The sequence below is a fragment of the Microbulbifer maximicatervae (SeqCode) genome, from assembly GCF_052468295.1.
The window spans coordinates 2,230,131-2,254,924 of the sequence record NZ_CP174340.1 but is presented as its reverse complement, the minus strand read 5'-3'; the positions used below and the strand labels follow the sequence as shown (position 1 = coordinate 2,254,924).

Below are 24,794 nucleotides of genomic sequence, written 5' to 3'. Positions count from 1 at the left end.
TGTATTTGGGGTGTGGCTCAGTTAGTCATAATCTTGATCTTTAGGCTTGCAGAAAGGAAAAGTCTATAAAGATGTACCTGCATGTTTGGGGGGTAGGCGTTTATTTTTATTGTTTGTCAGCTTTTATATTTATTATTATTTGGATTGATTCTTAGATCTGGGGTTGGTTTAGATAAGCTCGCCGATAGCGAATTTCTTTAGCTCTTGGTATGCCATACTTCCTTTTGGTTATCCGGTATATATTCGGGGTGAATATATATTGCTGTGTCATAGATCAAAATGACGAATTAATAGTATGTAGAAATGGTCGGAGAAAGCTTTGCAGTTGTCTCGTAATGTTAAAGAGTCGATTAAGCTAGCAACAGCTTTAGTGATCGTTTATGCCATTGCCTTGGGCCTGAATTGGGAGAAGCCTTTTTGGGGTGGATTTGCTGTTATTGTCTGCAGTCAGGCGAATCTGGGGCAGTCTCTTAATCGAGCCATTTTGTGGATTTTAGGGACGCTATTTGCCTTGCTGGCTGGCTGGTTAATCGTCGCATTATTTCCACAGGATCGCTGGTTGTTTATGATCGCCCTATCTATCTGGGTATCTATCTGCGTTTATTTTTTGCAGAGATCAAACTATCAGTATTTTTGGCTTACAAGTGGTTATGTCATCTTTTTGTTGTGGGATGTGACTGGTGGCGACTTCTCTATCTCCTACAAGGCTGGGGTTTTACGTATTCAGGAGTCCTTGCTCGGAATAATTGTCTACGGATTGGTAGCCGTTTTGATCTGGCCTAACTGTAGTCGTGGTGAGTTAAGAAGAGCATCTCTGGATTTATTGAGAGAACATCGTCGGTTTGCGGATAATTGTTTTTCCCGGGTTAGAAGTGGCGAGAAAATAAAGATTAGGCGTAAAAAACGTGTTGCTCTTTTAGAGCTTGATACGCGCCTACAAACAGCTATTGGCGATGCGAGTTCAGATAGTTATGAGGTGTGGGAATGTCGAAAGCAGTGGGGTCACTTTGGTCAATCTGCGACAGCCGTCACGCAATCCCTCTTGAAGTTGGAAGAAAGCTTAGCCCTCTCTGGTGATCTGGGTATATCGAAATACCTTATTGGTGTCGACGAATACATGCCCGACATTGAGGGACGTCTCGCGCAAGTGGAAAGCGCCCTTTCAGGGGAAAGGCCTGTAGATAGTGCCAATGGGAGAGTGGTTCGAGGAAATATTGAAGAAGTAAAGAGGTTGTCAACCTTTGAAACCGCTGCTTTAGCCGTTACTAGAAAATCCTTAAATGACTTGGAGGTTGAAACCCGATCTCTAATTGATTCAGTAAATGATATACAAACACGGGGTGACTCCTATTCGAGACAGGTAAGTAGCGATGGCATAGGCTGGCTTGGAGCTTTGATGCCCGACCCGGACAGGTTGACTAATATTGTCCGTGTTCAGATGGGAATGTGGATCGCTTATCTGGCATATCTTTTTATCCCTGACATGATTGGTGGATTGCTGGTTATATTACTGATAACAGTAATAGGTATTCTCGCCTCAATGACCCCTAAAATTCAATTGTTTGAAACCTGTGTTTTCACGATTTTAGTGTGCATATTATCGGCACCTATATATTTCTTTCTAATGCCGAAATTGCACGGATTTTATTCATTGGCTGTCGTGATTTTTGTATGGACGTTTGTAGTAAGCTTTTCTTCGAATAAGGTCTTTGGACCCCAGTCGATGATTCGAACCCTGGTTCTTATCTTTCCCCAGATTATTTTTAATTTTAACAACTCTCAAGAGTATAGTTTTGTAGTTTACACAAATTATCTATTTGTGTTGGCGATAATTTTTTGTATTTTGGCCGTTTCAAGAAATATCCCCTTCACTGCTCACCCAGAAATAAACCTGAAGAGAAGTATTGATAGGATTCTCAATAGTGCCGCATGGCTGGTGGTGGAGGGTGATATTCCGAAAAAAAAGAGAGAATCATTGTTTTTCAGGTTATATATATTGTACCACCTGAATATTATTATGATCTCAAGGAAGAGAGTGTTCTATTGGGTGGAGGGCATTTCTGATAAAAAAATGCGGGGTATGACCAGAAGCCAGATGCAAAGCCTTATAGGTTTGGCTATGTTGATATCCAATCAGGTTAAGCTGTTATATAAGATAGATAAGAAGAAAATAAATTTTGTGGCTCCTAAAAGATTACTTCGCGAGGCATTTATGTGGAGGCGGCTTGCAAGCAAAATACTTATCTATTTTTCTGGTGGCAACCAAAAGGTTGATATTGAATCCCTGCGAAGAGGTTATAGGAGGATATTTGAAAGGGCAAATATTGATGTCGGTGAGTTGATGGAGCTAAGGGAATGTAGTGAAAAATCCAGAGAGGGTGTAACAAACTTTCTTTATTTCTTGGGTGTTATCCACTGCATCAATAACTATCTGGTAGAGTTTCGTCGCGTTTCAGAAACTGTGGATTGGAAGGCTTTCTGTGAGGAAAGGTGTCTTTAATGTCTGTAGGGTTTTAAATGGAAAGAGTACCGCACGATATATCAATAGGCAGTTTCTATCTATCACCAATATTGGTGATAGCTTTGTTTGGTGTTGTTGCAGCCTTGTTAACCGCTAGGCTTTTGGATCGGTATCGTTTATCCCGATATTTTGCCAATCCACCGGTTGTTATTATCTCCCTCAGTGTAATTTATTCAATTTTTATAGGAAGGATATTCTTGGGAATATAGTAGTGGCTAGGTATAGAAAATATATTTTTACTGGAACAATAGTGCTTGTAGCACTGCTGTTACTTATTATCCAGTTCTGGAGATATCTCAATAATCCCTGGACCAGGGATGGAAAAGTGCAGGCGGACATTATTCAAGTGACTCCCAGGGTAACTGGACAGGTAGTTGAGTTGCCTATCAAGAATAATCAGTTTATTAAAGCAGGGGAACTACTGTTTCAGATTGATCCGAGAATATATGAAGCAGCCTTGGAAGAGGCCAAGGCAGAGTACGAGGAAGCTCTCGATACATACCGAGCGCAAAACAAGAATGTTCTCGCTTATGAGGCCAGGATTAGGGAGTCAATAGCAAATATTGATCTGGCAAAAAGTAATATCGGCGCGCTTGATGCGGAAATTGCAAGAACCAAAGCTGAATATGATCGGCAGAGAGAACTGCTACCCCAGAGAGCGACATCAGTAAGGGCATTGCAAGCGGCTCAGGCTGAGTATGAATCCACAATTGAGTATCGAGCGGGTGCAGAAGCCAGCTTGGTGGAATCTATGGCTGCTTTGGAGCAATCCCAAGCGGAGCTGGAGCAGGTTAGAGCACAATTGGGAGCGCTTGGAGCCGATAACCCGGGCGTTCGTGCGGCTTTTGCGCTGCTGGAGCAGGCGCGGCTTAATCTCGAATACACAACAGTTGTTGCTCCGGTTACTGGTTATGTTACCAATATAGATTTTCGTTACGGTGATCAGGCTGTCGCCAACCAACCTGCACTTTCTGTAGTTGATATAAGCACTTTTCGCATTGATGGTTTTTTTCGAGAAACTTTTGTTCGTCGGATCGCTCCGGGGGATAAAGCGTTTATGAAGTTGATGGCTTATCCTCATCTAGAATTGGAAGGATATGTTGAAAGTATTGGCTGGGGTATTGCTCGCAAAGATGGAACTGCAGGTAATGACTTGTTGCCAATGGTAGATCCCACATTTGACTGGATTCGCCTTGCACAGCGTATTCCTGTCAGGATTCATCTGACAGAAGTCCCCGAATCTGTGAAGCTTCGTGTTGGATTTACCAGCTCAGTGCTAGTAATGAGCAATTCTGCGGGCACCGAGCAAGATGAACCGGTGCAATCTCAATAGTTTCAGGAAAGGGTTAATACGGAGCCTACAGGGGTGTCTGTTGGCATTGCTGCTCATCTTCGGCAGTAGTTGTATGCTGGGGCCAGATTACCATCCCCCGCCGGTAGAGGTCGAAAGTGAGTGGATCTATCAAACCAGCTCAAAACTGGATACCTTGGAAGCCGTTAACCCATTGTGGTGGCAGTGGGCATTTTCAGATGTGACGCTGGACGAATTAGTCTCACTTGCGATTGAGAATAACCTGGAGCTGCGTTCTGCGGCTCTCAGGGCTCTCCAGGCCCAGCAACAGCTAGCTATTGCAATAGGTAACCAGTATCCCCAAACACAGCAGCTTGAGGGACTTATTGATCGTTCAAAGTATGTTCGATCGGGGATCACTGGCAATCTGCAGACTGAATATTACCCGAACTTTAATTTAACCTGGGAATTAGATACCTGGGGGCAGTTAAGAAGGCTGGTTAATTCGGCCGCAGCAGATTTTGAAGCCAGCATAGCTGACTATGATGGTGTGCTGGTTTCTATTATTGCCCAGGTGGCGCAAACCTATATCAATATTCGCACAACGAAACGCAGACTGGAAGTTGCCAGGGAGAATATTCGTGTGCAGCGTGAAGGTTTAAGGATCGCTAGAGTCAAATTTCTCGCAGGTGAAGTCAGCGCATTGGATGCGGAGCAAGCACAGGCATTGCTAAGCAACACAGAAGCCAGCGTGCCGGGACTGGAGATAAATTTGCAGCAGTTTGAAAATGCCCTGGCGATTCTTCTTGGAATACCTCCTAATAGTTTGAGTCACATAGTCTCTTTTCCCTCATCCATACCTATGATTCCCAAAGTCGTTACTGTTGGGATGCCACAGGATCTCTTAAGGCAACGCCCCGATATTCGTGCAGCAGAACGACGGCTGGCAGCTCAAGGTGAGTTAATAGGTGTTGCGAGGGCGGAACTCTATCCAAATTTTAGTATCGGTGGAGAAATAGGGGCTATAGATATTAATGGCGGTCAACTCAATGGCAGTAGTAGTGCCTGGGATCTGTTCATTGAATTTGACTGGAATCTCTTTAACTACGGAAGGCTCCGTAGCAATGTCAGGCTACAGGATGCGATTTTTCAGCAGTTAGTATCAGACTATCAGCAAGTGGTTCTGTTAGCGCAAGCTGATGTGGAGAACGCCATTGTCGCTTACATAAAATCTCAAAGGCAATTGGTTCACTATGAGGTGGCTGCTCAGGCCTCCCAGAGATCTGTCGATATTTCCCTGTCTCAATATACTAATGGCCAAGTGGAATTTGATACTGTGATAACTACGCTGATATCAGATGTTCAGCAGCAGGATATTTTGGCGATAGCGCGAGGTGCCGTGGCAGCGAATCTGGTGCAGGTGTATCTATCGCTCGGAGGTGGATGGCAGATACAGCAGGGAATTCCACCATTTCAACTTCTTCCAGAAGACATTCAGCAGGAAATGCTAGAAAGAACACCGTATTGGAACAAGGTTCAATAAAATTGGTTGAAGATTCTTAGTTTGATGGTGGTACTAGATGTATGAATTTAAGTAACCGTATTGTAAGTGCTTTATCTGCACGCAGATTATTCAAGCGATAATTGTCCCGTCAAATTCTATTTAGGTTTTGGTTATGATGACTAGCGCTCCGTTCGACAAAGATACAAATTTGATGGCAAAAGCTCTGGTAGAGGCTATCCCGGAGCAGGGTAGATACTTAGAGTCCCTAACTGGTAAAAGTCTTATATCGAGCAGTCAGCTTAATAGAGATGGAATATTGCAGTTACTCAGACTTGCTGCTCGCTGTGAGCTGGATAACAGAAAATTCTCATGTCATTTAAACAATAAAATCTTAATCAGCGCATTCTTTGAGTCGAGCACCAGGACGAGGCTATCTTTTGAAAGCGCCTGGCTGCGACTTGGAGGGAGTACTGTTTCAATTACAGATAAAGGGACAACACGTATTGGTGTCGGAGAGAGCTTAAGAGATGTTGCAGAGATGGTAAGTAATTATGGTGATTGTGTAGTTTTGAGGGATTCTTCTGAAGATTCAGTGAAAATTATGTCTAATAATTTAAGTATACCAATCATCAATGCTGGTAACGGGATAGATGAGCACCCCACGCAATCCCTTATCGATCTATATGCACTTCTTAAGTGGAACCCTTCCATTCTGTCAGGAAAAAGTCGAAAAATCTCCATTGGCTTAATTGGAGCGCCAGCTCGAATGCGAGCGGCGAGAAGCCTCTTGATACTCATGAGCTGTTTTCCTGAGTTTTTCTCAGAGGTTTTTGTGCTTTGTGATGAGGAGGAACAAGAACCGTTTCGGCAAGCGCAATTATCAATGCTTCAGGAAAAAGGTTTAAAAATAAGTTTAACGGATAAGATTGGAGATATTCTTCCCCGACTCGATGTGGTCTATATGAATGCTATATCCCTAAAAACAGCGGGGCATAGAGATTTTGGGTCTGGATATTTTATAGATAATAATTCTCCTTTGAAAAAACAAGCTATTGTGCTGCATCCTTTACCCCGAATGGGGGAGCTTGATAGTAATCTGGATGATACGCCCCATAATTGGTATTTTATACAGGCAAAAGGTGGTGTGTACGTCAGAATGGCCTTGGCAATGGCTATTTGTGGCCGCCCTAGTGAGATCGTAGATATTGCCTAGCCTCTCCAGTTTCGAAATGACCCCAATAAAAGGTATCGTCTATGTGCGGAATAGCTGGGATTCTTCATAGTGCGCGTACAATGCCTGTGGATGGCCAACTCCTTCTAAATATGGCTGCTATTCAGTTCCACCGTGGCCCGGATGGTGTAGGTTTTACAAACCCTCCAAGTCTAGGATTTGGGATGAGTCATGTGCGCTTATCGATCAATGACCTGAGTGATGCGCGCGCTTCTCAGCCTTATGTATCAGAAGATGGTCGTTACTATTTGGTTCATAATGGTGAAATCTATGATTATCAGCGAATAAGAGCCAGACTGAGGGCCTCTGGAGTTTATTTTTTAAGTAAAAGTGATTCCGAAATTATCTTGCATCTTATTGCGGAGTTAGGTCTTGTTCGGGCTATTAAACATCTTCGAGGAGAATTTGCATTTGCCGTTTACGATCAAATGGAGGACTGCCTCTATTTGGTTAGAGATCGGTTTGGAGTGAAGCCACTTTATTGGGCAAGAATCAAAAAAGGTTTAGTATTTGGTTCTGAAATTAAAAGTTTGTTTGCCCACCCTGATGTCCAAAGAAGACTAACAGCGCATGGAGTGTATCACCAGCTTATTCAGGTATCGATTCCTGGAACAACCGCTTTTGAAGGGGTTTTCCAGGTTGAACCTGGGTGCATTACAAAAGTTAAGCGAGACAACACTGAACTGGCTGTTACTCAACATAAATATTGGGACATCGATTTTTTGATTTCAGATGAGTATGCTCGTGACAAGTCTGATGAGTATTATATTGAGGGTTTGCGGGAACAAATTATAGACTCCGTGTCTTTGAGGCTTCAAGCTGATGTCCCAGTAACCTATTATCTTTCAGGTGGTGTTGATTCGGGTAGCTTGCTTGGAGTAGGGCAGTCGCTTTCGCAGCAGGATCTCACCGCCTTTACGATAGCGTTTGAAAATCCGGATTACGATGAGTCTCATATCGCAAAGGAAGCCGCGAGTGAGATTGGTGTCAGCCAATTCATAGTAAAAGTAACTGATGAAGAAATATATGAAAATTATTCAGAAACCATCTGGCATACCGAAAGGACATTTTACAATACATTATCAGTAGCTAAATTTTTGCTCAGTAAAGCTGTTAAGTCTAATGGCTACAAGGTTGCAATTACTGGGGAGGGGGCAGATGAGCTATTTTCTGGGTATCCTGCATTTAAAAAAGATTTTTACTTGTATGGCACATCTGAAGCTGAGTTGAATAAACGAAGAACCTGGCAGCAACATCTAGAAAGAAGCAATAGCTTATTTAAGGGAGCTATGCTGCCAATTGATAGTTATCGATCAGAGGGGATGGAACGGACTTTAGGATTCACCCCTACATGCTTGCAATCTTGGTTAAGCTGTCATCATCAAGCAGAAAAATTGCTTAACAAAGAGTGGCGTAAAGAAATATCTGGTTATGATGCCGGGAAGGCAATTGTTGATACGCTAGATTTATCACAACTCGAAGATAGACATCCGCTGGATGTTGCTCAGTATGTTTGGATTAAAACTATGTTTGAGACCCAGATATTGGGCTGGGTAAGTGATCGAGTAGATATGGCGCACTCCATTGAAACCCGTCCGGCCTTTCTCGATCATCACCTGGCAGCGTTTGCTATACAAATCCCACCATCGGTCCGGATTAGCGGAACTACAGAAAAGTATGTTCTTCGCGAAGCGATGAAGGGAGTTCTTCCGGATGTTCTATATAAAAAGCAAAAATTTGCATTCATGGCTCCTCCGGTAGAGACAGCTACCGGAGCTTGGACTTGGGTGCAACGAGTTATTGAGAAATTTCTCAGCCCAAAGGAGGTTAATTTAGCTGGATTGCTGCGATATTCGGAAATAGATACTTTAATTCAAGAGTATAAGTTACCGACCTTGCATCGATCAAAAAAAGTTCAATTGGATGCGGTGCTCAATCATATCTTGGGAGTGCAAATATTATATAAGCGTTTTATTGAAGCTGATCTGCCATTGTTGGCGCAAGAAAAATCTTCTCATCTTGGTTGGAGTTTAGATCGTATGGTTGAGTATCGTAAAAGTTAGAAAACAATAGGAAGTGAGATATTTTTAAGTGCCTATAATGTTTAATTATCTTCTTATGTAAGAAGTGGATAAGTAATCCTATGGCACCTACTCAGGTTGGTTTACGGTCAGCCTACTTAATATGTAAAGTTGCTAGAAATTCTGTTTTAGCTCGCTGTAACTTTTATTGTTCTACATGCAGGTTAGCATGGGATAGCTCAACTCTAATTTTTTAGCCTAAAGATAACGTTAGGACAAATAGTGTTATGCACCATCATAGAGGTCTTGGAGTTATAGAGAGTTCTACCTTTCCACAAAGATCTTTAAGCGTATTAGCCCCAACTTGTTGCATGACCTGAATCATTTGAGCTTTAAGTAGGTAAATTGCATGATTAGCTCCTTCAGTGCCAAGGGCACAGACGCTATACATAAAAAATCTTCCCAGAAAGCAAAAGTTTGCCCCTAGGCCACAAGCACTTGCGATATCCACACCGGATCTGATTCCACTATCGATAGCCAAGGAAATCCTATCCTGATAGCTGGAAAACCGTCCCAGTAAGGGGAGAGTCGCTTCGCCTAAATCAAGTTGCCGTGCACCGTGATTGGATAAAATGACTCCATCTGCCCCGAGTTTGATCGCTTGTTGAAGATCGGGTTCACTCATTATCCCTTTAATAATAAGTTTATGGGGCCATAGATCTCGTATACGTTTTACACTGTCAAAATCCAGTGGGCCCATAGTTGTGGTGTTCATAAACTCGGTTAGTTCAAGTTTTTTGTTATCGGTATCAATGTAAGGCTCTAGATTTTTAAATTTAGGGAGACCGTATCGCAATGTGGATAGGCTCCAATTTGGCCTGAGTATCGCTTGCCAGATATTTTTTACATTCAATTTCGGTGGCATTGCCAATCCGTTGTGGAAGTCTCTGGGGCGCAAGCCAAAAGTAGGAACATCAATGGTAATGACTAAATGTTGATATTGGGCAGAGATTAGTCGGGATAATAGGTCAGAAAGAATAGCTGGGTCTGTTGGGTTGTATAGTTGGTACCAGGCTGTTCCCTGTGAGACTTCAGAAATTCGCTCCAGTGATTCAGAAGATACAGTGCTGAGGATGAACGGGATCTTGTGCTCATATGAGGCTTTGGCAAGTATTACGGGCGCATTTGGCCACATAAGCCCCTGTAGCCCAATGGGCGCTATGCCAAATGGAGCACTGTATAGCGTCCCAAAAAGTTCACAATTTAAGTTCGGTGTAGAGTTGGGGCGGATATATTGGGGGGTGAATTTTACAGAATCGAATGCCTGGCGATTGCGGCATAAGCCAATATCATCCATACAGCCTTCTATTAAGTATTCATAGGAAAACTTTGGAACTCTCTGCTTTGCTCGATTTTTAAGCCGTTCTGAACTTGCGAAGTGACGGTTAAATAGGCTGTTGTAATTGGTCATACCCCCCCCTTTTTTTGAGTACCTTAGACATTAGATTAGTCTAGTTACATAGAAGGTGCTGCCTTGAGCAGAAGTGGCAACACACATGGGTTGTCGCGGTTCTTTCAAATATTGAATTCATTACTACGTACTATTTAGTTGTGGGGTGAGTGTTCCCTTCAGTTGTATTCCAGTTTGAAGAGTTACTTCTGTATTACGTGCCTGTTATCTGGGATTTTGCAGGGATACGGTAGGGTGTTATTCTCGAAATATTAAAGGAGTAAGCGGGTTGATAATGCGTAATACCTTTTGGGTTTTTATTTTATTGATGTTGGCCGGTTGTGCAAAACCACTTCCTGAAGACAAGTTAGATTACGCTGGCACTTGGATTGGTAGCCAAATAAGTTTGATCATAACAACTGATGGCCGGGTCTTGTATGAACGGGTTGAAGGGAGCGTTACAACTTCTATAGAGGGGCCGATAAAAGAGTTCAACGGAGATGATTTCAGTGTTGGATTTTTATTTTGACTGCAAATTTTCATGTTTCCAATCCCCCTTATGAAGAGGATGGGATTTGGCAGATGACAGTGGATGATGCTCGGCTAACACGGGTTGATTGATCAGTTCGCGTTTTAAATTAGTATCTGGTGTATATGGAGTAAAGAGAACAATAGAAATACTTTCTATTGTTTTCGATATCCCTTAAGGAGTTCCGTTGAATATAAAAATCAGACACCTAGAAGAATCCGATAATAAGGATTTGTTCGAGATTCATAGTTTTGCCTCAGTAAATGAAAATACCTCTCAACTACTTTTCCTAAGCTCTGACAAAGTCGCTAATCTTTTTTCTGATCCGAATAATTATACCTTGGTCGCTGAGTTGGATACGAAGGTCGTTGGGTATGTCACTCTGTTCTTAACCAATAAAATCCGGGATAGACATAGTGCTGTGCTGGCAATTGCGGTACATCCTGAATTTCACGGTCGGGGAGTTGGCCGGATGTTAATGGAAGAGGCGCTTAATCAGGCGGATAATTGGCTCAATCTAATACGATTGGAGCTGGAAGTTCATGTTGATAATGGTACTGCAATAGCACTTTATGAGGGCTCGGGTTTTCAGGTGGAGGGAACCAAGCGACTTGGCAGGTTTAAGGCGGGTCGTTATATAGACGTTTTGCTGATGGCGAGAATACACCCTGAGTACCAAGCTAAAGCATAGGGTGCACCTTGCAATCGCAAAATGGACCTGGATATTAGGGAGGCTCAGAATCGAAATTTGGAGCTCCCTAGGGCGAGGCGAATTATTCCGAAGTCTCTATGTGTGTAAATTCTCCACCGAGCTGATCCAGAGTGATCTCTCCAAATCGCGCGAGTAAAATACTCTCCGCCTCATCCATTGCATCCTTTAGGGCGGCATTTACTGCGTGCTCAATGACGCAGTTAGTGTGTTCGTCTGTGAGGCCAATGGTAAAAACTGAGCTGTCTCCCAGCGCTTTATGGATATCCAGAAGTGTAATTTCATCCAAGGGCTTCGCGAGTGACCAGCCCCCATTGTGCCCTTTACTGGAGCGCACGTACCCCTGATCCCGCAATAGCGCCATAGTTCTGCGAGCCACCACAGGATTGGTGATGAGCATAGCCGCCATCTTGTCTGAGGTAACAGGCTTATCAGTCATGTTCAAATGGATAAGGACATGAAGTGCCCGGGATAATCGGCTGTCTTTGCGCATAATTCACCTGAATTTCCGATCCTGCAGTTTATCACGAAACTTTTGCTGTTACGTGTGTTGTGCAGCTTTGAATTCTTGTGTAACAATAAAAGTTACATGATGTCGGAGGGGTGGTTATGGATACGGATGTATTGATTATCGGTGGAAGTTTTGCCGGTCTGTCTGCGGCGATGCAGCTCGTTCGCGGCAGGCGCAAGGTCGTTGTGCTGGATGCTAAAAGACCTAGAAACCGCTTTGCAAAAGCGTCCCATGGAGTGTTTTGCCTCGATGGTAAGACGCCCGAGGAAATTCGTAGCACGGCGCTTTCCCAGCTACAGGCTTACTCGAGTTTCCAGGTGGTTGAAGGCACTGCGGATACTGTGGATGTTCATGAAGAGGGGTTTGTTGTTGCTGCACTGGGAGATGCCACTTTTAAAGCAAAGAGGCTAATTCTTGCAACCGGCATTACGGATCAGCTACCGGATATCCCTGGCGTGAAAGAGCGCTGGGGTAGGAGTGTGATTCACTGTCCTTATTGCCATGGTTATGAGCTGAGTGATCGCCCTTTAGGTGTGCTGGCTACCAGCGAGCTGTCTTTCCACCAGGCGGCGATGATTCCCGATTGGGGCGCAACTACCTTATTTACCCAGGGCCAGTTCAATCCGCAGGGGGAAGTGCTCGATCATCTGCTGGCTCGGGGAGTAATGCTGGAAGAAGCCCCGATTACGCAGTTGGAGGGAGAGGGGGATAGTTTACGTGAAGTTGTTTTAGCGGATGGCCGCAAGTTGCCACTGGAGGGTCTCTACGTGAGCCCCAAAGCGGAGTTGACCTCTCCGTTTATCGATCAATTGGGGTTGGAGCTGGAGGAGTCTTTTACCGGGCAGATTGTGAAGGTGGATGGCTTTAAGGAAACTTCTGTAAAGGGAGTTTTTGCTGCTGGGGATTTATCCAACCCGATGCAAAGCGGAACCTTTGCGATTGCATCCGGCACCATGGCGGGTGTTGGAGCTCATCGCTCGTTGATATTTAACCAGTGATTGTTAAAGACCGGTGGGGGTTCGTTGGAGATATGCCACAAAAAGAATTTGGTATCTTCCGGGCTAAGGAGCCTCTGAATAACTCCATGATACCTCTGGCATGCAGAGCGGTTCACAATCAAGGCGCGGCTTCGCAGGAATGTCTAGACCTTTCAAGAAGTCGCAACGCGGAGTGTGAATCGCTCTGCAAGCCCCGAAGGGCGGGCCTTGAAGGCCACAGCTGCTGCGTTGCAGCTCTTGCCAAGGGCTACGGCCATTCGCGGCGAGCTGCGCCTAACATCTGCAGCCTTCAAGACCCGCAGAGGCATTACGGAGTTATTCAGAGGCTCCCTAAGTAAGCGGCAGGAGCGGATTTGTGCTCCTGCCGAAAAATATCAGCAGTTCACAGCGTTTACTGCGAGCCCGCCGAGAGAGGTCTCTTTGTATTTGCTCTGCATATCGATACCGGTTTGACGCATCGTCTCGATAACGCTGTCCAGCGGTACGATATGAGCGCCATCACCGCGCAGGGCCAGGCGTGCGCCGTTAATGGCTTTTACGGCACCCATGGTGTTGCGCTCGATACAGGGAACCTGCACCAACCCGCCGATTGGATCGCAGGTAAGGCCGAGGTTGTGTTCCATACCAATTTCAGCAGCGTTTTCAATCTGCTGGTTGGTGCCGCCCTCTACGGCGGCCAAGCCGGCGGAAGCCATGGAGCAGGCTACGCCGATTTCTCCCTGGCAGCCCACCTCAGCGGCAGAAATAGAGGCATTCTTTTTAAACAGCATACCGATAGCGCCGGCGGTGAGCAGGAATTTCACTACCTGGTCTTTCAATTCACCGTGAATTTTGCTGTCGTGTACAAATTCCACATAGTAGGCGATAACGGCGGGAATCACACCGGCGGCACCGTTAGTGGGTGCGGTGACGATGCGCCCGCGCGCGGCATTTTCCTCATTGACGGCGAGGGCAAAAAGGCTAACCCAGTCGAGAATGGCGAGGCCGTGGTTGCGCTCTTCCGGACTCTGTTTGCTCAACTCCCGGTAGAGTTCAGCAGCACGGCGGCGAACATTGAGGCCGCCGGGCAAGATGCCATTCTGGTGGCAGCCTCGCTCAATGGAGGCATCCATTACTTTCCAGATATTCCACAAACGGTCTTTGACTTCCTGCTCGCCGCGGAAGGCTTTTTCGTTTTCCATGGCCAGCTCGGCAATAGTCCAACCGTGATGATCACAGATCTTCATCAGCTGTTCTGCATTGCTGAAGTCATAGGGCAGAAGGGTGGCGATTTCCTCTTTGTGAGCGAAATCCTCTTCGGAGAGCACAAAGCCGCCGCCGATGGAGAAGTAGCTGCGCTCGAACAGCAGCTCTTCGCCAGCGTAAGCCTGGCAGGTCATTCCGTTGGAGTGCTGGGGAAGAAATTCCTCCATATGGAAAACCAGATCGCGCTCGCGAATAAATTCGATATCCTGGTCACCGTTTAATAGCAGGCGGCGCTCGCTCTGGATTTGCGCCATTTTCTCGTCAATCGAGTCGACATCAATGGTGTCTGGAGATTGACCCAATAGCCCCATCAGAACTGCCATATCGGTGCCGTGACCAACCCCGGTCAGGGCCAGTGAGCCGTATAAATGAACTTGTACGCGGTTTGTGCGGGGCAGTTGGTCCCGGTCTTGCAAATCCTGCACGAATTGGCGGGCAGCGACCATAGGGCCCACCGTGTGGGAGCTGGAAGGGCCAACCCCAATTTTGAAAAGCTCAAAAACGCTAATACTCATAAATATTCTCTGCGCCGGGCTGCATCCTGCGGCAGCCCTCCCTAAAGGATATAGTTGCACTATTTAGGGGCGCACTTTGCCTTATGAGTCGCAACAATCAAGATGGTGCTCCCCATTCCGTACAAAATTCTATTAGCAGCAAATTTTGCGGAATTTATGAGTTCCCAGACCTTAAGCGTATAGACAAGCTACGGCGCTTCCGCGACCAAAACCGCTCTCTTGGGCGCGGGGTGACCTTCCACGGTTTTGTCTGGCGATTCCGGGTCGAGAAAATCTGCCAGGGATTCGAAGTGCATCCAGTCGGTGCGCCGCTGTTCCTCCAGGCTGGTGGTGTTCAAATCCACGGTCCTGGGGCTGCGGAAACCGCACTTGCGCAGCCAGCTCTCCAGGGTGGCGCAGCTGGGGAAAAACCACACATTGCGCATCTTTGCATAGCGGTCTTCGGGTACCAGGCAATCGCCGAGTCCGCCGTCGATAACCAATGTCTCTAATACAAGCTGGCCGCCGGGACGGAGGGTTTCGCGCAATTCGCGCAGGTGATCCATGGGTGAACGGCGGTGATAGAGTACCCCCATGGAAAAAGTGGTATCGAAAGCGCGCAAGTTTGCCGGGAGCGCTTCAATACCCAGGGGCAACAAATCCACTGGTGCTTCCTGGCCCAGGTATTTTTTCAGCGCATAAAATTGCGCGACAAATTTGGCGGAAGGATCAATACCGATGACCCGGCGCGCGCCGGCACCGTAGGATCGCCAGCAGTGGTACCCATTGCCACAGCCCACATCGAGCACCAGTCGATTTTTCAGTGGTGCCAAGTGCGGAAGCACCCGATCCCATTTCCAATCGGAGCGCCACTCAGTATCAATATTTAGTCCAAATAACTCCCAAGGGCCTTTGCGCCAGGGGTGTAATTTGCGCAGTTCCCGCTCCAGGGCTTCGAGTTGTTCCGGGCTGGCATCGGCGGCAGCGCCTGCGCTGACCTTGCGGTTGAGTTCGATTGCGGAGGGCGTGATTTCCGGTAGGGCTTCCACCGCTGCGCGCCAATCGGGCAGATCGCCCCAGCGATGAGGACTCAGGTTTTCAGCCACCTGTGTTGGCAGCTGGGCCAGCCAGGTGCGCAGGGCGGGAACGTGTTGCAGGCCTTGATAGAGTTGGGTGTAGTCGATCACGGGGTACTTACTTTTCCGGCGCGCCTTTGATGGCGATTAAAGAGGCAAAATTAAAACACTGGAACCAGACATCGACACTGGTAAAGCCGACATTTTTCAGTCGTGTGCGGTGGGTATCCAGGGTTTCCGGAATTAATACATTCTCCAGGGCAGAGCGCTTCTGTGCGATTTCCAGCGCGCTGTAACCGTTGGCGGCTTTAAAGGAGTGATGCAGTTCGATCATTAAATCGTTGTGGGCTTTATCGGCGAAGTCCACTTTCTCGGAAATAATCAGAATGCCGCCGGGGCGCAAACCATCGTGGATTTTCTGCAGGATTTCTTCGCGCTCTTCCACCGGAATAAATTGCAGGGTGAAGTTGAGCACTACCACCGAGGCATTTTCGATAGCTACGTTTTGCAGGTTGTCGCAGATAAGCTGAACGGGAACCTCGCCGCTATCGGCTTCGAGGACCGTGCGCGCCTGATCAACCATGGCTTGTGAATTGTCTACAGCGACGATCTCACAGTCGGCAGCGGGAATGCGATGGCGCATGGCCAGGGTTGCCGCACAAAGGGAGCTGCCCAGGTCATAGCAGCGGCTTCCAGCTTGGGCGTAGCGCTCTGCCAGGGTGCCGATCATGGCTACGATCGTGGTGTAGCCGGGCACGGAGCGCTTGATCATATCGGGAAAAACTTGCACCACTTGGCGATCGAACTCGAAGCCGGCTACCTGGCCCAGTGGGTTTGCATAAATATTGTCGTGTTTACTCATTGGAACTTCGCTAGAGGATAACGGCGATAGATCGGCGCCGGTTTTGGCCGGCGCCGCAGAGCTTCCCCGGACAAATTGCCGGGGAATCGTCGAGCTCCAGTTAGAGCTTTTCTTCCTTCAGGTTGAGTTTGGCTGCCGCTTCGCTACCTTGGGGACCGGTAACAATGGCGGTACTGGCCTTGCTCGGGTCCAGATAGGTGGCACCGACGCGTTGCAGGTCTTCCAGGGTAACTTTCGTAACCTGCTTGCGGAATTGTTGGCGCGTCTCGTGGGTGCGACCGTAAAGGCCCGAGTGGAAGTTCTTCTTGGCTTCACCAGCGGGGGAGCCGGGTTTATCCAGACCGCCGACGACGCCGAGGATCGCTTCCTCAACCTGTTCTTCCTTGTGCTTCTCTTCGGCCAGCCACTTCAGGGATGCGTCGAAGTCCTCAAGGGTTTCACCCATACGGGGATCGCGGTAGGAGTAGAAGCGGAATACGCCAATATTGCTGTCGTGGCCGGCTCCGCCGCCGTAGGCGCCGCCCTGTTCGCGGATAGTGCGATGCAGGAAGCCGTTGCGCAGGAAGCCGCTCAAAACCGACAGCGGTGCCGCATCCGGGTGGGACATAGGCACAGTGGCGTAGGCCTTGGCACAGAAGTTCACCTGGCTGTTGGCAACCCAGAGTTCCTCGATTTGTTTGCGTTCGAAAGGTGCAGCGGGGTTGGCTGCGGCGATGCTGGAAGTCGAGGTCAGCGGCATCAGTGTCTGGCTGAAATCGCCAATTTTCTCTTCTTCACCCACCAGCAGGAACTGGCGCGGTGCTGCGAGGATTTTCTGGTGGATAGCCTGGAATTGGGTGGAAAGGTCTTGCAGGCCTTCCTCTTTTTCCAGTCCGCCAACCAGGGCTCGCAGGTTGCGCAATCCCAGCAGACCACCGCTGGCATGGCTCTCCCAGGCGGCGCGGTTGTAGCCGGCGCTGGCGGCAGCCATGGCGAGGGCGTGGCCGTTGCCGACAACACCCTGTTCGCGGCGGGCGAGGGTTTGCAGTAGCAGTTCCTTGATGCGGGCGTGCTCGTCAAAACGCACCTGCTCCATAGTGGCTTGCATCAGTTCGGTCAGGCCGCCCTGATTGCGAGCCAGCGCTTTACCGGACAGGATAAAGTGGCCGGACAGGTGATCCAGGTCGTCGATGGCAGTGCGGCTGCTGGTGAAACCGTGCAGGGCGCCCACCACGCTGGTCTGCCACTGCTGGACTTCCAGGTAGTCTTTTTCACCCAGGCCAACTTCGCTCAGTACCTGGCAGTAGTAGGGCAGCAGTTGCTTTTCGGTTTCGGTGAATTCCGGCAGCGCGCAGACCATTTGCTGGTAAACCAGGCCGTTGGTGCCCGCGCTGTAGCGGGTCAACTTCTGTGGACCCAAGTCTATTGCTTCGCCTTCGACATCGGGAAGCTCTGCGGGAATGTCTTCTACGCCGACCTTGGGCAGGATAGAAGCGTCGTCCTCGCGGTTTTGTCGATCGGCCAGGGCTTTGGCGGTTTCGACAATCTGTGCTTTTTCTTTTTCGCTGAGAGCGGCTTTGATTTCCGCCAGCTGGTCTTTCTCCGCCTGCTCGCGGCGCGCAGCCAGCTGCTCATCGGGACTCAGTACCATACGTACGCGGTGCTGGTTCTCCAGCAGAAGTTCACGGGCTTTATTGGCGATAAACTTCGGATCTTTGATCTGCTCGCGCAGTCGCTCCAGGGTGGCATCGATATTCAGCAGGCCGATGGCATCGCCACGGTGAGTGGCGCCGGTCAATGCGGTGAGAATCAATTGCAAGCCGAAGGGGTAGCCGTCGCCACCAATTTCTCGCTGTTGTAATTCCAGCTGGTGCAAGCTGGCTTCTACCTGTTCGTAGGGGATGCCGTTTTCCGCGACGTCTCTCAGCACGTCGAGAACCTGTTGCTCAAGCTCGTCGGCACTTTCGCGTTCGCTGCCTTCAATACCGCAGACAAACACCAGTTCGCGTTGGGAATCGTCCAGGCCAACCAGTGGCGAAGGAGAAGTGCCCAGGTCGGTGGTTTCCAGCAGCTTCATCAAAGGTGAAGCGCTGTTATCCAGCAGTACGCCGGCGAGCAGGTGTGCGGTCAGGGCCTCTTCAAGATCGGTGACATCACCCAGCAGCCAGCTCAATACGATATGGGTCTTGGCCTTCAGAGGCTCGCCATTTAACGGGTAGTGCTCTTCGACTTTCAGCGGCGCCTGGTAGCGGTCTTCGCGCCCAACGGAAATGGTCTTGTCGAGCTTCTCGAATTTGTGCAGCGCTTTTTCTTCAAACGCGGCCTGGTGTTCCGCCGCCGGAATATCACCGAAGGTCATAAAAGTGGCGTTGCTGGGATGGTAGTGGCTGCGGTAGAAGGCAACCAGCTGCTCGTAACTCAACTTTGGAATATCGGTAGGTTCGCCACCGGAGTTGTAGTGATAGGTGGTGGTGGGGAACAGGTATTTGCTCAGGGTGTGCCACAGCTGTGAGGTGACGGAGCTCATGGCACCTTTCATCTCATTGAACACGACACCTTTGTAGACGAGCTCGCTGCTCGCATTATCCGCTTCGGCAAATTCCAGGCGATGGCCCTCCTGGGCAAAGTCCAGCGGGTCCAGGCGCGCAAAAAATACTGCATCCAGGTAGACGTCGAGAAGGTTGTCAAAATCCTTTCGATTCTGGCTGGCAAACGGGTAGGCGGTCCAATCTGAACTGGTGAAGGCGTTCATAAAGGTATTGAGTGAGCGCCGGATCATCATAAAGAAGGGATCGCGCACCGGGTACTTGTCACTGCCGCACAGGGCGGTGTGTTCAAGAATATGGGCGACACCGGTGGAGTCTTCGGGCACGGTGCGCAGGGCGACAAGGAAAACATTTTCCGAGTTGTCTGCGGCGATGTGCAGGTGCTGGGCACCGGTCGTAATGTGTCGGTATTCCTCGACGCGCACGCCGAGAGAATCAATATCTGCGCTGGTAACCAGTTCAAATGCAGGATGTGAGTTGCTCAAAAGACAGCTCCCTGGAGTTATATGAATTTTCTGGCCGGCCACTGCTGCCGGCGAAAGGGCGCTATTCTACCGCTTGCACACATCGGAAAGACAGTGTTGACAAGGATGCCAGTAGGGCGAAGACTTCGCTTGCCGAAGCTACGGCATAAATGTAGACGAACACGGAGATATTAGAGGTTGTCCTGGTTGGATATTGCCAGTGTCATTGGCTTTTTTATCACATGGGTGGGTTACACCGTTTTTGCGCGAAAAAAAGCCAAAGAAACCTGGTGCCTTACTTCATCGCTTCAATGGTACCGCGTTGAATGGATGATGCGTATGCTCGATAGGGATATGCGTATGGCGGATACCGCTATTCTCAGTAACCTGGAGCGGGTCATTGGTTTTTTTGCCTCCACCAGTATTCTTATCCTGGCGGGTTTAGTGACGGCATTGACGGCGAACAAGGCCGCCATCGAAGTGCTCACCAGTTTGCCTTTTGCAGAGCCCACCACCGTTGAGCAGTTTGAGCTCAAGGTGATGTTGTTGATCCTGATTTTTATCTTCGCCTTTTTCAATTTTACCTGGTCTCTGCGCCAGTACTCCTTCGCCAATGTACTTATTGGCGCAGCACCGCCGCCGGAAACCGGTGATCTATCTGAGGAAGAGCGACGCCGGTTTGCCATCAGTACAGCCAAGGTGATCGACCATGCGGGCCACAGTTACAACTACGGTCTGCGCTCTTATTATTTCTCAATGTCAGTGCTGGGCTGGTTTATCCACCCCATCCTGTTTGTTGCCGGCTATTTGTTTGTTGTTTGTGTTTTATACAGGCGTGAGTTTCTGTCCCGCGCACTGAATTCAATTTTGGCGGCCCGGGAGGGTGGGCTGGAGCGCCAGCAGAGGAAAAAATTCGATGAAAGACCGTGAAATCCTGGCGGCTTTTGATGAAGTCGCTGAAATGCGCGGCTGGCAGTCACTGCATACCCCAAAAAATCTGGCCATGGCGCTATCTGTGGAAGTTGCAGAGTTAGGGCGGCACTTTCAATGGTGCAGTGATAAAGATATCCATAATCTAATGGCAGGCGACAAGGCCGAGCAAGTTGCCGCTGAACTGGCGGATATTCAGATGTACTTGAGCAAACTGGCCGCTGTACTGGGGGTTGATATGGAAGAGGCGCTACAGCGCAAATTCGCCGAGAACCGCCGCCGATGCAATGAGGCTTTGCAAGGTGAGGGCTCCGATGGGTGACAGCCTGCGTAAAGATCGAAACTTTGACGATCTCGCTCACCGTTTTCGCAACCGTATCTATGGCGGCCTTAAAGGGGATATCCGCCTGGCAGTGCTCAACCGGGATCTGGCGCCGTTATTGGGGAGCGAGCAGCGCACTCTAAAAATCGTTGACGCTGGGGGTGGCCAGGGCCATTTTGCGATGGATCTGGCTGAAGCGGGGCACGAGGTTTTTCTCGCAGATATTTCTGCGCAGATGCTTGAACTCGCGGATGCGGAAATTCGCCAGCGCCATTTGCAAAAGCAAATGACCTTGCTGCATAAACCCCTGCAAGAACTGCCGCAAATAGAAGCATTAAAGGGCGCAGACCTGGTAATTTGCCACGCTGTGCTGGAATGGTTGGAACAGCCGCAACAGGCATTGCAGCAGCTGCGCAGCCTGTTAAAGCCTGGTGGGCATCTTTCGCTCACTTTCTACAATCGGCGTGCCCTTGAGTTCCGTCTATTACAGCGGGGCAGCTTTCGCCAGCTGGACCGCAATATTGAAGGGGATAACTGGGGTGGCCACCCTGGCAGCCTCACTCCACAGAATCCACTGCTGCCGGAATGGGTGGAAGACTGGCTGACCGAAGCGGGCTTTTCCGTGGCTTGTCACAGCGGCATCCGCTGCTTCCACGATTTTATGACGCCATCAATCCGGGAAAAGTTGCCCGCGTCGGCCATTGTGGAAAAGGAGCTTGAATACTCCCAGGTGGACCCCTATCGGCAATTGGCCAGGTATATCCACCTGCTTTGTAAGGTTTAACCAAGAATGCTCAGTAGTAACTCCTTAGCGGCGTTGATACGCGATGCCAGGTAATCGTTGCCGCCGCGATCTGGGTGGAGTTTTTGGATCAATTTGCGGTGTGCACTAATGATTTCATCTCTGCCAGCATCGGCGTCAACGCCAAGGATTCGGCGCGCTTCGTGTTCCGAGAGTGGCGGGCCCTCGGCGTTGTGTGGCGGCGGATGTTGAGTGGCCCCTGGATTTGGGCGCCTGCTTGAATACTTTTCAAACAGTGGCATCAACCAGGGTAAATAACGGGAGAGCTGACTGAGTAAGCGGCCCAACACAGGAAGAATGAGCACCAGCGCTGCTCCTACCCAATGCAGGCGCCCGGTGATAGCCAGCACAACCACTATTGCGGCGACGCCGGCGATGCAGGCCATAAAAATCTGCTTGCGCCGCTCCTGCGGTGAGCTAGATTTGATTTTTTGCCAGAGATACCAGGCACCGATGGCGATTAAAATCAGTAAGATTAAGCGCGCCAATGACGACTCCTTATAGTGTTGATCTGCCAATGTTTGTTCTGCGTATCATAGAGTCCTCTTAACTACTTGATTCGCGGATTGATATTACTTGATCTGGGAGGATAAGCGCCTTCAAGCTATCCTGACAAAAGAAAATACCTGCACTTGAGAAAACAGTATGCAATACGACAAATTTCAGATACCCGATGCGGACCAGGTGCTGCCCGGCCGGCCCCAGCCGATGGAGATCAGTGGCACCCACTTTGTAAATGGCAACACCATTAAAGAGCCATTTCCTGAGCACCTGGAAGTCGCCATTTTTGGTATGGGATGCTTCTGGGGCGCAGAGCATGTGTTCTGGGATACGGATGGTGTGTTTGCCACTGCCGTTGGCTACACCGATGGCGCCACTGAAAACCCGAACTACGATGAAGTCTGCACCGGCCGTACCGGGCACGCGGAGGTGGTGAAAGTAATCTTTGATCCCAAAAAGGTGAGCTACGCAGAACTCCTACGGATCTTTTGGGATCACCATGACCCAACCCAGGGTATGCGTCAGGGTAACGATATCGGCTCCCAGTACCGTTCCTGTGTTTTCTGTCTGAATGAAGGCCAGAAACAGGAGGCGGAAGCGAGCAGGGCGGCTGTGCAGGAAGCGTTGGACGCCAAAGATCGTGGGTCAATCACCACCGAAATTAGCATGGCTCAACCGTTCTACTATGCCGAGGAATACCACCAGCAGTATATGGCTAAGAATGAAGACGCTGTTTGCCCAATTCTTCGCAACCCAATGCACGACTGAGAATTGATAGATTACAGAAGCAGGTGGCACGGTGAGTACTGCCTGCTTTTGTGATGCTGAACATAGTTACTTCCACTTCACTTTTCTGTCTTTTTCCTGCCTTCTCTGAACTTGCTTCCCTGTATTTGGCTGTTATTAAATCCTAGATTGCCAATATTAAGTGACACACGCCTGCCCGCTAGAAATTCTAGTGGGCTCAAGTAATTTAGAATCTTTCTTGGACGAGTGTTTATTCGGAACGCTGCATCGTCAATATAGCTTTTGGGTATCTTGTCAATTTTCATACCTTTCGGGAAGAAGCGTCTCAGTAGACCATTCGTGTTTTCGTTCAATCCACGCTCCCAAGAGTGATAATGTCCTTCTCGATAAGGGTTGGCCGACCACTACGAGCACGCTCATGCAGACCTTCAATACCTTCCTGCTCAAAACTGCTTCTCCACCGATCAACGGTCTTCGGTGGCGTTCTCTGTGCAGTAGCTACATCTGTAGGAGGCATGCCTTCGTTGAGCTGAAGAATTATCTTCGCTCGCATTACCTGTCCATTTGAAAGGGTTGTTGATCGGCACCACTCGCTCAGAGTGGATACTTCACTATCAGAAACTTGAAACGATTTAGGTGTACGCATAACAGATACATTACACGGACGGTTCGCCATTAGTTACATTAATTTCCGCATGGGCCACTAGTGTGTCCCAATAGTCATAGGCCTTCCTGAGCGCGCCCTCATAAACAATAAAACCTTCCTGGTTTAGAAGGTAAAATACTGGTGAATACTCAAGATCTAGGGATTTAGAAATCGAACTTTCCGGATCATATAGGAGTTCAAAAGGAACGCCATTATTGATGAGTTTTTCCTCATTTTCGTAGCGCCATTCTTCTCCTTCTTCTTTTTTAGGAGAATCCATAATGACGTGCATAGGAGCAATTTTATCGGAAATATATTCAAACATGCTTCCATAACAGCCTAGTGCATCATTGTAAGGTCCATTACCTCGATAGAATGGCATCACGCAAACGGGTAAAAGTTGACTGGCATCTAGTCTCGCCAATGACTCAGTAAGAGAGGTGGTACCCCCGCTACCTATATTTTCAAAAATATAGCTGCTCGGAAATTCTTTATTTATCCATTTATACCTCTTGGGAGCTGGATCAAATCCTTTCAGGTAAGTTTCTTGAGAGATTCTCTCAAACTCACCAGCATTGCTTCTATCTGAGGCTAACAGCCAGTGTTCAATACCTTCCTTATCCCCCCTAAGTTCACACCACTTAGAGGCATAAAAATAGGCTATGGCATGCTCAAATGTTTCATAGCTTGATAGTTGATTGTCGATGAAGTCAGAAATTAGATGGATACCTTCTTTTTCCCTGTTTGTTTCAAAAAGTGATGCACCTTTATAAAGCATTCCAGCATTTTTCCCGAAATTCTTAAATGCTTTTCTAATTATTCTGCTAATACTTGTGTCTGAATATGTGGCCTCGCTTGCTTCAAGCAGTCTCTCCCAATCTCTGCGTTTCCATAGCAAGCGAAATCCCTCCCAGCCAGGGAAGCTGCCAGTCTTTAACTCCTTTAGGATATAATTTGAACTCGGCTCAGTAATAACCCCGAGAGGGACTGGGGATGCTTTGACATTTAATATTGTGTGATCACCGCGTGAATAAAAGCGGTAATTCACAGTTCCTCTACCGTAGGTTAAGTCAATTTCATCTTGAGCTATCAATGGTTCCCCATTGAAGCTGAGGATAAAGTCACCCTTCTTTAATCCAATACTATCTGCAGGGGAATTTTTTGCTACATTGACAATAATGCTAGCGTTTGAGTTGTCAATGTCGCCTGTGACTTTTTGGGTTTCTTTTTTGTATTCCCATTTTGTGGGTGAACTAATCAAGGTCTTAAACTCCCTTTTGGTGCAATTTTTTTCAAAAGTGTATATTGTTGCTGTTCTGTTAAGTTGGTATAACTGCCCAAAGGCAAAGGTTCATAGTTGCCTGTTATTGTCAAGTTTAACTGATTTCCTAAGGTGCTTTTTCCGAATGCCAAAG

At 48.2% G+C, this 24,794-nt stretch carries 22 protein-coding genes and 1 pseudogene; 13 read left to right on the top strand and 10 right to left on the bottom strand.

What is annotated here, in order from left to right; genetic code table 11:
* Nucleotides 1–319: 319 nt before the first annotated feature.
* The 6 genes from ACJJIQ_RS10265 to asnB all read left to right on the top strand — a co-directional run bounded on the left by ACJJIQ_RS10265 (nt 320) and on the right by asnB (nt 8,610).
* Nucleotides 320–2,500 carry an FUSC family protein gene (locus ACJJIQ_RS10265; protein WP_445364538.1) on the top strand — a complete coding sequence of 727 codons (2,181 nt, stop codon included), beginning with the start codon at nt 320–322 and terminating at the stop codon, nt 2,498–2,500.
* Between the two features lie 17 nt (nt 2,501–2,517).
* Nucleotides 2,518–2,730, top strand: coding sequence for a DUF1656 domain-containing protein (locus ACJJIQ_RS10260; RefSeq protein WP_353057030.1), 213 nt, complete (start codon nt 2,518–2,520; stop codon nt 2,728–2,730).
* Between the two features lie 41 nt (nt 2,731–2,771).
* Entirely contained in the window at nt 2,772–3,854 is a 1,083-nt protein-coding gene (locus ACJJIQ_RS10255) for an HlyD family secretion protein (RefSeq protein ID WP_444893662.1), read from the top strand.
* A 40-nt stretch (nt 3,855–3,894) separates the two neighbouring features.
* Complete coding sequence (locus ACJJIQ_RS10250) at nt 3,895–5,355, top strand: efflux transporter outer membrane subunit (protein ID WP_445364537.1); 1,461 nt, start codon at nt 3,895–3,897, stop codon at nt 5,353–5,355.
* A 133-nt stretch (nt 5,356–5,488) separates the two neighbouring features.
* Nucleotides 5,489–6,529 carry an aspartate/ornithine carbamoyltransferase family protein gene (locus ACJJIQ_RS10245; protein WP_445364536.1) on the top strand — a complete coding sequence of 347 codons (1,041 nt, stop codon included), beginning with the start codon at nt 5,489–5,491 and terminating at the stop codon, nt 6,527–6,529.
* A 41-nt stretch (nt 6,530–6,570) separates the two neighbouring features.
* Nucleotides 6,571–8,610: an asparagine synthase (glutamine-hydrolyzing) gene (gene asnB / locus ACJJIQ_RS10240; RefSeq protein ID WP_445364535.1), complete on the top strand. Its 2,040-nt coding sequence runs from the start codon at nt 6,571–6,573 to the stop codon at nt 8,608–8,610.
* Between the two features lie 253 nt (nt 8,611–8,863).
* Here the strand turns inward: asnB and ACJJIQ_RS10235 are convergent, their stop codons facing one another.
* Nucleotides 8,864–10,039 (bottom strand): alpha-hydroxy acid oxidase, encoded by a 1,176-nt coding sequence (locus tag ACJJIQ_RS10235; protein WP_445364534.1) that lies wholly within the window; start codon nt 10,037–10,039, stop codon nt 8,864–8,866.
* Nucleotides 10,040–10,313: 274 nt separating this feature from the next.
* Here ACJJIQ_RS10235 and ACJJIQ_RS10230 point away from each other — a divergent pair, with 274 nt between their 5' ends.
* The gene (locus ACJJIQ_RS10230) at nt 10,314–10,547 is read left to right on the top strand and encodes a hypothetical protein (RefSeq protein WP_445364533.1); all 234 of its coding nucleotides are present in this window, start codon (nt 10,314–10,316) and stop codon (nt 10,545–10,547) included.
* A gap of 187 nt (nt 10,548–10,734) precedes the next feature.
* Nucleotides 10,735–11,238, top strand: coding sequence for a GNAT family N-acetyltransferase (locus ACJJIQ_RS10225; RefSeq protein WP_444913316.1), 504 nt, complete (start codon nt 10,735–10,737; stop codon nt 11,236–11,238).
* An 82-nt stretch (nt 11,239–11,320) separates the two neighbouring features.
* On the opposite strand, the gene ACJJIQ_RS10220 is transcribed toward ACJJIQ_RS10225, so the two are convergent.
* Nucleotides 11,321–11,749: an Rrf2 family transcriptional regulator gene (locus tag ACJJIQ_RS10220; RefSeq protein WP_445364532.1), complete on the bottom strand. Its 429-nt coding sequence runs from the start codon at nt 11,747–11,749 to the stop codon at nt 11,321–11,323.
* Nucleotides 11,750–11,865: 116 nt separating this feature from the next.
* Between ACJJIQ_RS10220 and ACJJIQ_RS10215 the strand changes: the two genes are divergently transcribed.
* On the top strand, nt 11,866–12,765 hold the full coding sequence (locus ACJJIQ_RS10215) for an NAD(P)/FAD-dependent oxidoreductase (protein ID WP_445364531.1): 900 nt from the start codon (nt 11,866–11,868) through the stop codon (nt 12,763–12,765).
* A gap of 374 nt (nt 12,766–13,139) precedes the next feature.
* Here the strand turns inward: ACJJIQ_RS10215 and ACJJIQ_RS10210 are convergent, their stop codons facing one another.
* The 4 genes from ACJJIQ_RS10210 to ACJJIQ_RS10195 form a co-directional block, all read right to left on the bottom strand.
* A complete protein-coding gene (locus tag ACJJIQ_RS10210) occupies nt 13,140–14,525 on the bottom strand; it encodes an L-serine ammonia-lyase (protein ID WP_445364530.1) in 1,386 nt (461 codons plus the stop codon).
* Between the two features lie 188 nt (nt 14,526–14,713).
* Nucleotides 14,714–15,691 (bottom strand): tRNA 5-methoxyuridine(34)/uridine 5-oxyacetic acid(34) synthase CmoB, encoded by a 978-nt coding sequence (gene cmoB / locus ACJJIQ_RS10205; protein WP_445364529.1) that lies wholly within the window; start codon nt 15,689–15,691, stop codon nt 14,714–14,716.
* A gap of 7 nt (nt 15,692–15,698) precedes the next feature.
* Nucleotides 15,699–16,442: a carboxy-S-adenosyl-L-methionine synthase CmoA gene (cmoA, locus tag ACJJIQ_RS10200; RefSeq protein WP_444914037.1), complete on the bottom strand. Its 744-nt coding sequence runs from the start codon at nt 16,440–16,442 to the stop codon at nt 15,699–15,701.
* A gap of 100 nt (nt 16,443–16,542) precedes the next feature.
* Entirely contained in the window at nt 16,543–19,452 is a 2,910-nt protein-coding gene (locus ACJJIQ_RS10195) for an insulinase family protein (protein ID WP_445364528.1), read from the bottom strand.
* Nucleotides 19,453–19,629: 177 nt separating this feature from the next.
* Here ACJJIQ_RS10195 and ACJJIQ_RS10190 point away from each other — a divergent pair, with 177 nt between their 5' ends.
* Genes ACJJIQ_RS10190 through ACJJIQ_RS10180 form a run of 3 tightly spaced genes read left to right on the top strand, consistent with a single transcriptional unit; the run spans nt 19,630 to nt 21,467 of the window.
* Nucleotides 19,630–20,361 carry a DUF599 domain-containing protein gene (locus tag ACJJIQ_RS10190; RefSeq protein WP_108733516.1) on the top strand — a complete coding sequence of 244 codons (732 nt, stop codon included), beginning with the start codon at nt 19,630–19,632 and terminating at the stop codon, nt 20,359–20,361.
* Nucleotides 20,348–20,683 (top strand): nucleotide pyrophosphohydrolase, encoded by a 336-nt coding sequence (locus ACJJIQ_RS10185; protein WP_444933452.1) that lies wholly within the window; start codon nt 20,348–20,350, stop codon nt 20,681–20,683. The genes ACJJIQ_RS10190 and ACJJIQ_RS10185 overlap by 14 nt, the downstream gene beginning before the upstream one ends.
* Nucleotides 20,676–21,467 carry a methyltransferase gene (locus ACJJIQ_RS10180; RefSeq protein WP_445364527.1) on the top strand — a complete coding sequence of 264 codons (792 nt, stop codon included), beginning with the start codon at nt 20,676–20,678 and terminating at the stop codon, nt 21,465–21,467. The genes ACJJIQ_RS10185 and ACJJIQ_RS10180 overlap by 8 nt, the downstream gene beginning before the upstream one ends.
* On the opposite strand, the gene ACJJIQ_RS10175 is transcribed toward ACJJIQ_RS10180, so the two are convergent.
* Nucleotides 21,464–21,973 carry a DnaJ domain-containing protein gene (locus tag ACJJIQ_RS10175; RefSeq protein ID WP_445358510.1) on the bottom strand — a complete coding sequence of 170 codons (510 nt, stop codon included), beginning with the start codon at nt 21,971–21,973 and terminating at the stop codon, nt 21,464–21,466. The genes ACJJIQ_RS10180 and ACJJIQ_RS10175 overlap by 4 nt on opposite strands.
* Before the next feature lie 157 nt (nt 21,974–22,130).
* On the opposite strand from ACJJIQ_RS10175, the gene msrA reads away from it, so the two are divergent.
* Nucleotides 22,131–22,754, top strand: a complete 624-nt coding sequence (msrA, locus tag ACJJIQ_RS10170; protein WP_282932528.1) for a peptide-methionine (S)-S-oxide reductase MsrA — start codon at nt 22,131–22,133, stop codon at nt 22,752–22,754.
* Nucleotides 22,755–22,912: 158 nt separating this feature from the next.
* On the opposite strand, the pseudogene ACJJIQ_RS10165 reads toward msrA, so the two are convergent.
* The 3 genes and pseudogenes from ACJJIQ_RS10165 to ACJJIQ_RS10155 all read right to left on the bottom strand — a co-directional run.
* Nucleotides 22,913–23,107, bottom strand: a pseudogene (locus ACJJIQ_RS10165) (transposase); the annotation flags it as partial.
* Nucleotides 23,083–23,250, bottom strand: coding sequence for a helix-turn-helix domain-containing protein (locus ACJJIQ_RS10160; RefSeq protein ID WP_445364803.1), 168 nt, complete (start codon nt 23,248–23,250; stop codon nt 23,083–23,085). The pseudogene ACJJIQ_RS10165 and the gene ACJJIQ_RS10160, both read right to left, overlap by 25 nt.
* Before the next feature lie 139 nt (nt 23,251–23,389).
* The gene (locus ACJJIQ_RS10155) at nt 23,390–24,640 is read right to left on the bottom strand and encodes a PDZ domain-containing protein (RefSeq protein WP_445364526.1); all 1,251 of its coding nucleotides are present in this window, start codon (nt 24,638–24,640) and stop codon (nt 23,390–23,392) included.
* Nucleotides 24,641–24,794 lie beyond the last annotated feature (154 nt).

Excerpts from the sequence above, each read along its gene's own strand:
- msrA (WP_282932528.1), top strand. The coding sequence starts at position 22,131 with ATGCAATACGACAAATTTCAGATACCCGATGCGGACCAGGTGCTGCCC.
- ACJJIQ_RS10260 (WP_353057030.1), top strand. The coding sequence starts at position 2,518 with ATGGAAAGAGTACCGCACGATATATCAATAGGCAGTTTCTATCTATCA.
- asnB (WP_445364535.1), top strand. The coding sequence starts at position 6,571 with ATGTGCGGAATAGCTGGGATTCTTCATAGTGCGCGTACAATGCCTGTG.
- ACJJIQ_RS10160 (WP_445364803.1), bottom strand. The coding sequence starts at position 23,250 with ATGCCTCCTACAGATGTAGCTACTGCACAGAGAACGCCACCGAAGACC.
- ACJJIQ_RS10235 (WP_445364534.1), bottom strand. The coding sequence starts at position 10,039 with ATGACCAATTACAACAGCCTATTTAACCGTCACTTCGCAAGTTCAGAA.
- ACJJIQ_RS10180 (WP_445364527.1), top strand. The coding sequence starts at position 20,676 with ATGGGTGACAGCCTGCGTAAAGATCGAAACTTTGACGATCTCGCTCAC.
- ACJJIQ_RS10245 (WP_445364536.1), top strand. The coding sequence starts at position 5,489 with ATGATGACTAGCGCTCCGTTCGACAAAGATACAAATTTGATGGCAAAA.
- ACJJIQ_RS10215 (WP_445364531.1), top strand. The coding sequence starts at position 11,866 with ATGGATACGGATGTATTGATTATCGGTGGAAGTTTTGCCGGTCTGTCT.
- ACJJIQ_RS10210 (WP_445364530.1), bottom strand. The coding sequence starts at position 14,525 with ATGAGTATTAGCGTTTTTGAGCTTTTCAAAATTGGGGTTGGCCCTTCC.
- ACJJIQ_RS10185 (WP_444933452.1), top strand. The coding sequence starts at position 20,348 with ATGAAAGACCGTGAAATCCTGGCGGCTTTTGATGAAGTCGCTGAAATG.
- ACJJIQ_RS10230 (WP_445364533.1), top strand. The coding sequence starts at position 10,314 with ATGCGTAATACCTTTTGGGTTTTTATTTTATTGATGTTGGCCGGTTGT.
- cmoA (WP_444914037.1), bottom strand. The coding sequence starts at position 16,442 with ATGAGTAAACACGACAATATTTATGCAAACCCACTGGGCCAGGTAGCC.
- ACJJIQ_RS10220 (WP_445364532.1), bottom strand. The coding sequence starts at position 11,749 with ATGCGCAAAGACAGCCGATTATCCCGGGCACTTCATGTCCTTATCCAT.